Here is a 12,931-nt window from a genome sequence, read left to right as displayed (position 1 = left end):
CTGGTGGCCCGGTGTGGATCTCCTTTGTGACATCAGCGGGTACCGCGGCGGTCGGGGCTCGGTATCGCGCCGGTATCGACCGCGTCGCCGGCGCCAGTGCCCGCCACTCGCAGCCGAACCGAACCGGCTTGACGCTCGCTCTGGCGCGGTCGACAGTGGTGATGTGGAGATCGCGGTTCTCGGTCCCCTGAGCGTGCACGACGACCCGCGTCGAGTCGGTGGCCGTGATCGGTTGGTTCTGGCCGCCCTGACCACCGCACCCGGTGAGGCCTTCAGCGTGGACCGCCTTGCCGACATCCTCTGGGGGGACCGACCGCCTGCTTCATCTGCCAAGAACATCCAGGGTTGCGTCTCGCGCCTGCGCAGCCTGCTGGGAGCGGATGCGATCGGGACCGTGCCCAACGGGTATCGACTGACGGTGCCGGCCGGGACCCTGGACTCCCAGCGGTTCGAGGAGCTGCTGAAGCAGGCTCGGGCGCTCGTCGAGGACGACTGGGCGGCGGCGCGCGACCTGCTCGAGTCTGCGCTGGGCCTGTGGCGGGGGTCTGCCTACCCAGAGCTCGAGGAATGGAATCGGGGCCGGCAGGAGGCAGCGCGCCTCGAGGAGCTGCGACACGACGCCGAGGAGCTGCTGATCGAGGGCGAGCTTCGCGCCGGCCGCCATCGCGAGATCGTCCCTCGCGCACGAGCGATGGTCGATGCTGCACCGATGCGCGAGCACCGGTGGGCGCAGCTGGCCCTCGCCCTGTACCGCAGCGATCGGCAGGCGGAGGCCCTGGAGGCGCTGCGTCGCCTGCGCGACCTCCTCTCCGACCAGCTGGGGCTGGATCCGGGCGAGGAGGTGGTGCGGCTCGAAGCCGCCATCCTCAACCACGACGCGGACCTCGAGGCTGCTGCCGTCAGCGCGAGCCCCCTGCCACGGGCACCGCGGACCGCTCGACACATTCCCGGGGCGCCCCCGGACCGTCGGCTGGCCGGAAGGGTGGAGGAGCTGCAGGTACTGGGAGAGCTGCTGAGACGAGGGATCGACGGCTCCCCGGGCGCCGTGATCGTCCATGGCGAGGCCGGCGTCGGGAAGACACGGTTGGTCACGGAGGCAGCCGACACGGCGCGGGATCTCGGGTACGACGTGCTGTGGGGACGGTGCACGCGCTTCGGTGCTGCCTCGTGGCCGTACGCCCCGTTCGCGATGGCCCTGGAAGCCTGGCTGGCGAATGCATCGACGACAGCCCGAGCCGACCTCCTGGCCGTGGCGCCACGACTGGACTCGGTCCTCCCCTCGCTCGTCGGGGCGGCAGGCGAGGAGTCCCAACGCCTCCTTCCGGAGATTGCGCGAGGCCTGGTCCGACTGGCGACCCACGGCCCCGCCCTGCTCGTGATCGACGACCTGCAGTGGGCAGACGTCTCGTCGCTGGACCTGCTGGCGTACCTGATCGCGGGCTTCGATGCCCAGGACCTCGTCGTCATGGCGACCGTCCGCGACGAGGAGCTCGATCCGAGGCATCGACTGCACGGGTGGCTGGCCGACGTTCGCAGATTCCCCGGAGTCCGGGACCTGCGGCTCCGCCGCCTGAGCGTCGAGGAGACGGAACAGCAGCTGAACGCGCTGCTCGGCGCCAGGCCGAGCCTGAAGCTGCTGGAGGCGGTCCACGGCCGGTCCTTGGGCAATGCGTACCTCACCGAGCTGCTGGCGCAGGACCTCGACATGGGCAGTGAAGCCCTTGCGGCGGCCCTCCCCGACGTCCTGGCGGACGCACTGCTGGCCGCGTGGCGCCGGCTCGGTCAGGACGCCCAGGAGGTCGCGCGACTGCTCTCGGTCGCCGGCCGACCGCTGACGTTCGACGAGTACGCCGTCATGGCCGGCCTGATCGCACTCGACAGCCAGGCCCTGTCCCGATGCCTGGTGCAGGCGACCGCCGTCGGAGTGGTCACGGTCGACCGCGACGACCGCTACTGGTTCCGTCACCCCCTGCTGGCCGAAGTCCTCTACGACACATTCCTCCCCGGGCAGGCCGTTCCGCTGCACGCGGCGATCGCCGCCACCTTGACCACGCCCAGCGGCTCACGGGCCGGGGAGATGCGCCGCTGGGGAGACCTCGCCCTGCACCACGAACGGGCGGGTGCCGTCGATGAGGCGGTCCGTTGCTCGCTGACCACGGCCGGGCTGGCGGAGCATCTGCGCGTCTTCCCCGAGCAGCTGACCCACCTGAGGCGCGTCATCGAGCTCCTGCCGAGGGCCGGTGAACCGACCCGGCGGGCTGTCGGCGACCAGGTCCTCCTGCTCACCCGCGCGGCGGAGGTGGCCGCGTTGACCGGCGACTTCGATGCGGAGTACGACTGGCTCGATCGCGCCCGCATGCTGGTCGATCGAGCCACGCACCCCCTCCTGGCCTCGAAGATCCTGTGCCTGTGGTGGGACGCGGCGTTCAACTCCGGACACGCCTCGGAACGGCCCATGGTCGAAATCCGCGAGGCGGTCGACCTGGCATCGGCATTCCCCGACAGCGTGGAATACGTGCGGGCTCTGGGCCTCCTGTCCGAGACCGAAAACTGGCGAGGACTGCCAGCGGCCGCTGAACATGCCGAGCAGGCACTCGAGGCAGCCGTTCGGTGCGGTACGGACCTCGCGAAAGCCGTCGGTCTCCAAGCCCAGACGTTTGCAGTGGTAGGCAGCGGCCGCGCCGCCTACTACGAGTCACAGCGGGGCGACGCCGAGCGGGCCCACGAGCTGGCGCTGTCCATCGGCGATACCGCCTTGCTCGCCCGGACCGGGTGGGGGCTGACGAACCTCACGCAATGGCCGGGGGAGACTCGACGCGTGGCATGGTCGGCCTACGGCGATGTCGCGGCCCACGGATCACCGGTGCCCGGAGCCTGGCTCGCCATCATCGCTGCAGACGCCGCCCTGGGCGAAGGGGATCTGGCCGGAACGCGCGACTCGCTCCGGGAGATTCTGGCCGCTCGGCTCCCCAAGAGCAGCGGTGTGGCCGCCAGGCTGGTGAGCTGTGGCCTCGCCTGCCGGTTGGGGAGACTCGACGAAGCGGACCAGCACCTGCAACGTGCCGAGGAACTGCTCCCGGACTTCCTGTCCATGGTCGGCCTGATCGGCGCAAGAACCTGCGCGGAGCACTTGATCAGCCACGGCAGACCTGAGCAAGCAGGACAGGTGGTCCTCGACCATCTCCGACTCGACCGCACCTACCCGGACACAGCCGCCGAGCTGCTTCGGTTCGGTGCGTGGGCCGCTGCGGACCTGGCGTCGATCGAATCCTCGGGAACCGGGTCGACAGGTCGCGGGCAGCGTCTGCTCGAGAGGCTGCTCGAGGAAGCGGAGTTGCTTCCCTGGGATCCGTTCGCAGACCAACCCGAACTGCGGTCGCTGTTCGAGGCAGAGTCAGCTCGCTGTCGACGAAGCGACGACGAGGTCGATCTCTGGCACACCGCCCTCGACCGTTGCGCCAACGCCCATTGGGGTTGGGAAGAGGCTGTCGCCTCGTGGCGCTGCGCCGAGGCGACCGCGAGAACGGGGCAGTCCAGCCAGACGGACGCCATGCTCGAGCAGGCGCTCCAACTGGCCCGGAAGATGGGCGCCAAGCCCATCGAGCGAGCGGTGGTGGCCCTGACCGCGCCCGACGCGGATCAGCCGGCGACGCCCTAGTCGCGTACGCATTTCCGCCAACCCGCGACCCCACCTTTGAAGCGGCCCGAGCGGGCCGCAAGACTCGCCCTGAGGCTGCGATCCCACACCCCGCCGCGGCCTCGGAAAGGTGAGGAACATGCCAGTCTTCGACGACGGCCAGAAAGAGACCGAGGTCCCCGAGACCGAGGATGTCGTGACCACCGACGTCCTCGTCGTGGGATCCGGCCCGGCCGGCGCGTCCGCCGCGCTCTTCCTGAGCGAGCTTGGTGTCGACAACATCATGATCACGAAGTACCGCTGGACCGCGAACACCCCGCGGGCGCACATCACCAACCAGCGCGCGATGGAGATCTTCCGCGACCTGGGCATCGAGGAGCAGGTGCTCGCCGACGCGACGCCGCACGAGCTCGTCGGTGACACCGTCTTCTGCACGAGCATCGCCGGCGAGGAGATCGGCCGCATCCGCACCTGGGGCACCCGCCCGGACCGCGAGGCCGACTACCAGCTCGCTTCGCCGTGCCTGACCGTCGACATCCCGCAGACGTACCTCGAGCCGATCCTGGTCCGCAACGCGACCGAGCGCGGCACCCAGACCCGGTTCTCCACCGAATACCTCAGCCACACCCAGGACGACGAGGGCGTCACCACGATCGCCCGCGACCGGCTGACCGGCCACGAGTACAAGATCCGGTCGAAGTTCCTCATCGGCGCCGACGGCGCCCGCACCCAGGTCGGCGCCGACATCGACCTGCCGCTCGAGGGCGCGATGGACATCGCCGGGTCGATGAACATCACCTTCAAGGCCGACCTCTCCGAGCTCGTCGACCACCGCCCGTCCGTCCTCTACTGGGTCATCCAGCCGGGCTCGAACGTCGGCGGCATCGGCACCGGCCTGGTCCGCATGGTCCGCCCCTGGGACGAGTGGCTGATCGTGTGGGGCTACGACATCAACCAGCCGCCGCCGGAGCTGACCGAGGAGTACGCGGTCAAGGTCATCCGCGACCTGCTCGGAATGCCCGACCTGGAGCCGGACGTGACCGGCTACTCGCTGTGGGGCGTGAACGAGATGTACGCGACCCATGCCCAGAAGGGCCGCGTCTTCTGCGCCGGCGACGCCATCCACCGGCACCCGCCGTCGAACGGTCTCGGCTCGAACACGTCGATCCAGGACTCGTACAACCTGGCCTGGAAGCTCGCCGCGGTGCTCCAGGGCTACGCGGAGACTTCGCTGCTGGAGTCCTACTCCGCCGAGCGTGCCCCGGTGGCTAAGCGGATCGTCACCCGCGCCAACCAGTCCGCGCGCGAGTTCGGCGAGCTCTTCGAGGCGCTCGGCGTGGTCGGCCTCGAGGGCGAGGAGATGGCCAAGGCCATCGAGGAGCGCAAGGCCAACACTCCCGAGGGTGCGGCCAAGCGCGCCGCGCTGGTCACCGCGATGGAGCGCAAGAACTACGAGTTCAACGCCCACGGCGTCGAGCTCGGCCAGTTCTACGAGTCCAACGCGATCGTCTCCGACGGCACCCGCCCGGCGCCGACCGACGACGAGGACCTCTACCACCGGATGTCGACCTCGCCGGGTGCTCACCTGCCGCACGCCTGGGTCGGGGACAACGTCGAGAAGCAGGCGATGCTCGACCTCGCCCCCTACACGAAGTGGACGCTGATCACCGGTGTCGCCGGCGAGGCGTGGGAGGACGCGGCGGAGGCGGCCCGGACGAAGTTCGGGATCCCGCTCCAGACCGTCGTCATCGGCCCGGGCCGGCCGGTCACCGACCTCTACTTCGACTGGGCCAAGCTCCGCGAGGTCGAGGAGTCGGGCGCCATCCTGGTACGCCCCGACAAGCACATAGCCTGGCGCTCCATGTCGCTTCCCGGCGACCCCGGCGCCGCGCTGGGCGAGGCGGTCGCGACGCTGCTGGGCAAGGCCTGATCGTCCGGCTGAGCGGGGGGAACCATGAAGTTCACGCATGAGTCGCTCCCGCAGCGGGTCCGCTTCGCCACCGGCGAGGCGCCCGCTGCGGTGGCAGCAGAGATCGACGAGCTCGGCGCACGGCGGGTGATGGTCATCGCCGGCGCGCGCGAGGCCGAGCTCGCCGCCCGGGTGACGGCCGACGTACCGGTCGCGCTGCGCCACGACGAGGTCGTGATGCACGTGCCGGTCGAGGTCGCCGAGCGGGCTCGCGAGCGAGCGGCCGAGGCCGCCGTCGACGCACTGGTGTGCGTCGGCGGTGGCTCGACCACCGGCCTGGCCAAGGCCGTCGCACTCACCACGGGGTTGCCGATCGTTGCGGTCCCGACGACGTACGCCGGTTCCGAGGCGACCAACGTCTGGGGCCTGACCACGGGCGAGACCAAGACGACCGGTATCGACGCCCGCGTCCTGCCGCGGTCGGTCGTCTACGACGCCTCGCTGCTGACGACGCTGCCCGGCGAGATGACCGTCGCCAGCGGCCTGAACGCGCTCGCGCACTGCGTCGACGCGATGTGGGGCCCGCGGGTGGATCCCATCGACCAGGTCAACGCCGCGGAGGGGATCCGGGGGCTCGCCGCCGGACTCCCCCTGGTCAAGGCCGACTCGGAGAGCATCGAGGGGATCGAGCAGACCCTCTACGGGGCCTACCTGGCGGCGGTCTCGTTCACATCCGCCGGCTCGGGGATGCACCACAAGATCTGCCACGTGCTCGGCGGCATGTTCAACCTGCCGCACGCCCAGACCCACGCGGTTGTGCTCCCGCACGTGCTCGCCTTCAACGCGCCGTCCGCCCCCGAGGCGGAGGCACGGATCGCGGCGGCCTTCGGCGCGGCGAGCGCCGTGGCGGGGTTGGCGGAGCTGCGTACGACGCTCTCGGCGCCGAAGGCGCTCGAGGACTACGGCATGCCCGAGGACGGCATAGCCAAGGCGGTCGCGCCGATTATGGCCGCGATCCCTGACAACAACCCGACCCCGGTCACCGAGGAGAACCTGACCGCGCTGCTGACCGCGGCGTGGGCGGGAGAGGAGAGCTGATGAGCGACGTAGCTGGCGTATCGCCGGAGCAGCAGGCGGTCGAGCAGACCCTTGTCGACACCGTCGTCGCGTCCTTCGACGCTTGCGAGGACCCACGCCTGAAGGAGGTCATGGTCTCACTGACGCGTCACCTGCACGCCTTCATCCGCGACGTACGCCTCACCGAGGACGAGTGGGCCGCGGGCATCGAGTTCCTGACCAAGGCCGGCCACATCACCGACGACGTACGCCAGGAGTTCATCCTCCTCTCCGACACCCTCGGCGCCTCGATGCAGACGATCAACATCAACAACCAGGCGTACGCCGATGCGACCGAGGCCACGGTCTTCGGGCCGTTCTTCGTGGAGGACTCGCCGGCGATCGAGCTGGGCGGAGACATGGCCTTCGGTGCCCCGGGTGAGCCGTGCTGGGTCACCGGTACGGTCACCGGAACCGATGGAAAACCGCTGGTCGGGGGCAAGATCGAGGTCTGGGAGGCGGACGAGGACGGGCTCTACGACGTCCAGCGCGATGCCGGCGCGCGGGCTGCTCGGGCGCACCTGTTCACCGACGCCGATGGCGCCTACCGGTTCTGGGGGCTGACGCCCACGCCGTACCCGATCCCCGACGACGGCCCCGTCGGCAAGATGCTGGCCGCGGTCGGGCGCTCGCCGCTGCGCGCCTCGCACCTGCACTTCATGGTCACCCACGAGGGCTGCCGCACGCTGGTCACCCACATCTTCCCCGAGGGCGACCCGATCGGCTGGAAGGACACCGTGTTCGGGGTCAAGGAGTCGCTGATCAAGAAGTTCGAGCGGCAGGCCGCCGGGACGCCGACCCCGGACGGTCGGGACGTCGACGGCACCTGGTCGAAGGTGCGGTTCGACATCGTCCTCGCGCCCGCCGGCGCCTGAGTCGTCCCTGGCGTGCTTCGGGCACAGGGGTGTTGCCTCGGCACGCCAGGGACCCCCTCACGGTGCCGGATGGACGATGTAGGTGAAGTCCTCGTCGAGAAGGACGTTGTCCGCGGAGTCGGTGATCGTGAGGTGGTCGGTCACGCGGGAGTCGGGCGGATACGAGTCGAGATCGATCCTCACGTCCGTCCAGGTCCCGCCCTCGGGAACGATCGAGCCTTTGACGTCGAGCCCACCCGGCGGCGCCGGATGGTCCAGCGTGATCCGGAGGGTTCCCCGCACCCAGCCGTCCGACCCCTCGGGTGTCAGGACCGGCTCGTTGACGGTGAATTGGTCGCCGAGCCGGAAGGACCGAATCTCCGGCCGGACCTGCATCACGCGGGCGGCGCTCTTCCGGTTCCGGGTCGCCCTGATCGTCACGTTGAACGCGGGCAGGGTCCCGGTGGCCGGCGCCTTCGTGGCCGCGGTGAACGACGCCGTACGGCGCCCGGCCTGGACCGTGAGCGTGCCCGGGACCGTGACCCAGGACGAGCTCGAGGTGAGGCTCACCGCCAGCGACGTCTTGGCGACGCAGTCGAGGGTGACCGTCCCGGTGGCTCTCTGGCCGGCGTGGACGTAGGCGGGCAACGCCACCGCGGTGGGCACCGGCGTCGGGTAGCACGGGGTCGCCGTGCGGACGAGCGTCGCGCGGCGTACCACCTGCCGGTAGACCGCCTTGATCCTGCCGCTGCTGCGGACCGTCGTGGGTGAGGTCCGGACGGTGAAAGCGCGCGTGCTCCGGCCGCCGGCGACATAGACGTACGCCGGGACCCGGACGCCGGTGCTGGCCCACAGCTGCACCTTGGCGCGCCTGGGAGTCCGGCAGGTGAGCCGGATAGTGGCGGTGGTCGACGACCCTCCGGCAACACTGCTTCTCGCGAGGGTCAGCGACTTGAGCGCCGGCCGACAGGCCGCCTCCGCCGAGGGTGCCGTCACTGCGGCGGGCACGTTGAGGACCGCGACGGCCAGGACGATGCCGAGTACGAGTCGGGCGAAGCAGCGGGACATCCTCGGAACGTATCGGGACCGCCGACGCGTGCTGCTCGCACGTACCGGCGGTCCCTCAGATCAGGTAGCCCATCCTGGCCCAGGCTATTCCTGGGCGGCGCTGTCGGCGGCGGCGAAGTCGACCTGGAGCGATTCCAGGATCGAGGCGATGGTCTGCTCGGTGCTCGCCTTCTCGATCCCGGCCTCATGGAGGATCCCGGCGCCGTCCTCGTACTCGAGGAGGGCGAGCAGGATGTGCTCGGTGCCGACGTAGGAGTGCTCGAGCCGCAGGGCCTCGCGGAAGGTCAGCTCGAGCACCTTCTTGGCGTCGGCGGTGAACGGGATCATCTCCCCGACCTCGCCGTAGGGCTCGGGAGTGGCCGCGGTCGCCGCGGCGCGCACGGCGTCGAGGGTGACGTCCTGGGCCCTGATCGCGTGGCCCGCGACGCCCTCCGGCTCGGCGAGGAGGCCGAGCACGAGGTGAGGTACGCCGGTCTCCGCGTTCGCGGCCTTCCGTGCCTCCCCCTGGGCGGCGACGACCACCGTGCGGGCACGCGGGGTGAACTTCGCGAACCCGGCGTTCGGGTCGAGCGCCGCCTCGCCGGCCTTGGGGACGTACTTCTTCTGAGCCGCCTGCTTCGTCACCCCCATCCGGGTCCCGATCTCGGTCCAGGAGGCACCGGAGCGGCGGGCCTGGTCCACGAAGTGTCCGATCAGATGGTCGGCCACCTCGCCCAGGTGCTCGCCGACCACCATCGCGTCGGCCAGCTGGTCCAGGGGCTCGGTCCGAGCCTGCTTGATCGAGTCGATCAGGGTGTCGAGGCGTACGGCCTTGAGGCCAGGGTCTGCATCGCGAGGAGTCGTCATGCGTCAACTCTAGGTTGACGATGCGTCGGCGTCAACCTAGAGTTGACGATGCGTGCGGCTGTGGCGAAATGCCAGCGGGCCGGTCATCCGTGTGGATGGCCGGCCCGCTGGGTACGTCGTGCGTCAGTGGCAGTGGTTGGAGATCTGGATCATCTCGTCGCGGGGGACGACCTTGATCCGCTCGCGGCCCTGGGCCTCGCCGAGGGACCGCTCGTGGTTGTCGAGCTTCTCCCAGCCCTCGATGGTGGTGAACTCGACGCCCTTGCCGGACAGGTGCTCGAGGACCGCCGCGGTCGAGCCGAACTCGGCAGGCTTGAGCTTGTCGAGGTCGTGGAGGAGGTTGTCGATGGTCTCTTTGGCGTCGGACTTGGTGTGGCCGATGAGGCCGACCGGTCCGCGCTTGACCCACCCGGTGACGTACGTCCCGTTGATGTGCTCGCCGTTGAGGTCGAGCACTCGGCCGCCGGCGTTGGGGATGACGCCGTTCTCGCTGTCGAAGGGCACATCGGGGAGTGCCTCGGAGAGGTAGCCGACGGCCCGGTAGACGGCCTGGACCGGGGTGTCGGTGAACTCGCCGGTGCCGGTGACGGTGCCGTCGCCGTTGTACTCGGTCTTCTCGCTGCGCAGCGCGACCACCTGACCGTCCTCGTCGAGGATCTCGACGGGGTTCTGCATCATGTGGATGACGATCTTGTGGGGCTTGTCGCCGGCGGGCGCCTCCATGTACTTCAGGAGGATGTCGGCCACCAGCTTGGTCGCCTTGTGGCTCTGGATCGCCTTCTCGCCGGCCTCGTCGATCTCGAAGCCCTCCTCCTCGACGACGACGTCGACCGAGGGAGAGTGGGAGAGCTCGCGCAGTTCCATCGGGCTGAACTTGATGTGCGCCGGGCCGCGGCGAGCGTAGACGTGGACCGTCTTGGCCGGGTTCTTCTTCAGACCCTGGTAGACGTTGTCGGAGATCTCGGTGACCAGTTGCTCGTCGGCGGGCTTGGCCAGCATGCGGGCGACGTCGAGCGCGACGTTACCGGCGCCGAGAACAGCGACCTCCTCGGCGTCCAGGGGCCACTCGCGGGAGACGTCGGGGTGTCCGGCGTACCAGCTGACGAAGTCGGCCGCACCGAAGGACTGGGGCAGGTCGATCCCCGGGATGTCGAGCTCGCGGTCGGCCATCGCGCCGGTGGCGAAGATGACGGCGTCGTAGAACCGGTGCAGGTCGTCGAGCTTGAGGTCGGTGCCGAAGTCGACGTTGCCGATGAAGCGGATGCTGTCCTGGTTCAGGACGCGCTTCAGAGCCTTGATGATCTCCTTGATTCGCGGGTGGTCAGGAGCCACGCCGTAGCGAACCAGGCCGTAGGGAGCAGGCAGGCGCTCGATGACGTCGACGCGCGCACCAGGGTGCTCCTTCGTGAGGATGTCGGCAGCGTAGATGCCGGCCGGGCCGGCACCGACGATCGCAACGCGGATGTCACGCATAAGGGAGTTCAACCTTCCGTGGATGTACTAAGGCAAGCCTAAAGGGGGTCGTGTAACCCTCCGAATCCGTTCCACCAGGTGGTTACGAGGTCGTGCGTGGGGTTCACGCTCAATCCTAGAATGTGTTCTTGTCTTGGGTGTGTCTGGGAACGTGATCTCGGACACGTACGGCGCGTCGGGTCGTGGTTCTTTGGGTGCTGGTTTCGGTGGTCGAGCTTTGTCGAGTCCTTGGTTTGGTCTCGGGAGGGCGCGCGGAAGTTGCCGTGGTTTCGTTTCAGTGTTTCGCCGCCGACCCTTGGTTCGATTGTTTCTCGATCGCGCACCGCGTCAAGGACGGCCTTCGGCCGCCGGCTTCGCCGGTCGCCTCCGGCGATCCTTGACCCGGCGCGCGATCGAGAAAGATTTGGCCTGTATCGGGTCGGCGGCGAGGGTGTGGCGCAGCGGATTCAGTTGGGTGCGGGCTTGGGGCTGTGGCCGGCCGTGTGCGGGTGGCTCGGTGCCTCGTGGGCGCCTACGGCAGTGGACGGGACCTTGTGAACCGTTCACAAGCGCGCCGGCGCCTTTGACAGGGGTCGGGTGCGGTGCCTGCAGGGGCACGAGTTCTCCACTGATCCGAAGATTCCCCCACGTACGCGGAGGTTCCCCATCCTCCGGAGGGTGGCGAACCTTCACTGCATTGGGGAGGTGTCCCTGTCAGTGGGGAAACGGCGAGCGTGGAGTCGAAAGAGTCTCGGCCCAGCCGGTTAGGGGCGGCGGGTGAACCGAATCGTGCCATCCGGTAGTCGCTCATGGGTGTAGCCAGGTGCGTGGGCCAGGCGGTGATGATGCGGGCAGAGCAGTGCCCCGTCTTTGAGATCCGTCTTCCCGCCTGCGGCCCAGGGTTCGAGATGATGGGCGTCGCACCATTCGGGTGGCATGTCGCAGCCCTCGGCCTGGCAGCACTTCTGCTGCAACCGCATCGCCTTGCGCTGGATCGGTTGGAAGAACCGGCTGTCTCGGCCGGCGTCGAGGACCTGGCCGTCCCCGCCCAACACCCAGGGGATGATGGTGGCGTTGCACGCCATCCGCCGTGCCTCGGCCGCTGAGATGGTGGTGCCGTTGGTCTCGTCGTAGCCCAGGGTGGCGATGCCGAGGTCCTTGCGGAGCTCCTCAAGGGAGATCACCACGTTGATGGTGGTCGCGTCGCCACCATGGCGGGGCAGCGCGGCGGGGTCGACGGTCTCCAACAGTCGTGAGAAGCCCTGGCCCATGAGTCGCTCCCACGGGGGCAGGGGCGCGCCCTTGGCGACCAGCTGCTGTTTGCGGGGTTGGGCGTAGGCCTCGACCAGTCGCTTGAATCTCATTCCCATCGAGACCGGCAAGACGCCGTCGAAGCCGATGGTGCCGTCGTGGTTGTCCCAGACCCGTAGGGCGGTCTTCTGGTGGGCGCGTTCTTCTTCGGCCAGCAGTGCTTTGGCTTCGGCGTCTTCGAACCGGACCGGGTCGATCTCGGCCAGGATCCGTTTGCCGACGATGCGGAGCTCGTTGGCCGTCAACCGGGTGGCGTAGTCGACCAGCAGCTTCTCAGCCAACACCAGGTCCTCGGCACTCGCGATCGGGTCGGCCGCGATCTTGTCGAGCGCCTTGGTGATCACCCTCGCCTTGTCCTGGGACACGACACCCTCAGCGAGACCAGCGGCAACGAGGTCGTACTCCGCGACACCGGCGGCGAGCTTGATCTGCGACCGAGCCACGGCCTTGTCGACCAACAACTCAACGCGCATCCACCCCGACGCATCCTTGGCACCGGTCTCTTCAGCGATATCGCCCGCGGACGCGAGCACTCGGAGTTTCAGCGCGGCTTGCTGAGCCTGGAGTTTCTCCAAGCGTTCCAGCAGGTCCTTCTTCTGCTCGGTGCGCCAGTAGGCGGGATCGGTGGCCAGCAGGTCTTGGAGGGCGGTCTCGATGGCCTTCAAGGCTGCGTCGATCGCGTCGCCGGGGTTGGTGCCCCAGTGGTCGATCGAGCGGCCGAGACTCATCGCCCATCCT

At 69.1% G+C, this 12,931-nt stretch carries 8 protein-coding genes; 4 read left to right on the top strand and 4 right to left on the bottom strand.

Annotation, left to right across the window (positions count from 1 at the left end; genetic code table 11):
• Positions 1-163 precede the first annotated feature (163 nt).
• From ABZU72_RS10405 to ABZU72_RS10390, 4 genes are all read left to right on the top strand, one after another.
• The gene (locus ABZU72_RS10405) at positions 164-3,658 is read left to right on the top strand and encodes a BTAD domain-containing putative transcriptional regulator (RefSeq protein ID WP_355018785.1); all 3,495 of its coding nucleotides are present in this window, start codon (positions 164-166) and stop codon (positions 3,656-3,658) included.
• 118 nt (positions 3,659-3,776) lie between these two features.
• Positions 3,777-5,567: an FAD-dependent monooxygenase gene (locus tag ABZU72_RS10400; protein ID WP_355018784.1), complete on the top strand. Its 1,791-nt coding sequence runs from the start codon at positions 3,777-3,779 to the stop codon at positions 5,565-5,567.
• A 24-nt stretch (positions 5,568-5,591) separates the two neighbouring features.
• Positions 5,592-6,644: a maleylacetate reductase gene (locus tag ABZU72_RS10395; RefSeq protein ID WP_355018783.1), complete on the top strand. Its 1,053-nt coding sequence runs from the start codon at positions 5,592-5,594 to the stop codon at positions 6,642-6,644.
• Positions 6,644-7,537 (top strand): dioxygenase, encoded by an 894-nt coding sequence (locus tag ABZU72_RS10390; protein WP_355018782.1) that lies wholly within the window; start codon positions 6,644-6,646, stop codon positions 7,535-7,537. Before ABZU72_RS10395 ends, ABZU72_RS10390 begins: the two co-directional genes overlap by 1 nt.
• Positions 7,538-7,594: 57 nt before the next feature.
• On the opposite strand, the gene ABZU72_RS10385 is transcribed toward ABZU72_RS10390, so the two are convergent.
• From ABZU72_RS10385 to ABZU72_RS10370, 4 genes are all read right to left on the bottom strand, one after another.
• Positions 7,595-8,584, bottom strand: a complete 990-nt coding sequence (locus ABZU72_RS10385) for a hypothetical protein (protein WP_355018781.1) — start codon at positions 8,582-8,584, stop codon at positions 7,595-7,597.
• Positions 8,585-8,668: 84 nt separating this feature from the next.
• Positions 8,669-9,430: a Clp protease N-terminal domain-containing protein gene (locus ABZU72_RS10380; RefSeq protein ID WP_355018780.1), complete on the bottom strand. Its 762-nt coding sequence runs from the start codon at positions 9,428-9,430 to the stop codon at positions 8,669-8,671.
• Between the two features lie 123 nt (positions 9,431-9,553).
• On the bottom strand, positions 9,554-10,903 hold the full coding sequence (locus tag ABZU72_RS10375) for an FAD-dependent oxidoreductase (protein ID WP_355018779.1): 1,350 nt from the start codon (positions 10,901-10,903) through the stop codon (positions 9,554-9,556).
• Between the two features lie 743 nt (positions 10,904-11,646).
• The gene (locus ABZU72_RS10370; RefSeq protein ID WP_355018778.1) at positions 11,647-12,921 is read right to left on the bottom strand and encodes a DUF222 domain-containing protein; all 1,275 of its coding nucleotides are present in this window, start codon (positions 12,919-12,921) and stop codon (positions 11,647-11,649) included.
• Positions 12,922-12,931 lie beyond the last annotated feature (10 nt).

The organism is Nocardioides sp. NPDC004968 (genome assembly GCF_040608935.1).
Classification (GTDB): Bacteria; Actinomycetota; Actinomycetes; order Propionibacteriales; family Nocardioidaceae; genus Nocardioides.
This window is presented reverse-complemented; position numbering and strand designations above follow the sequence as displayed.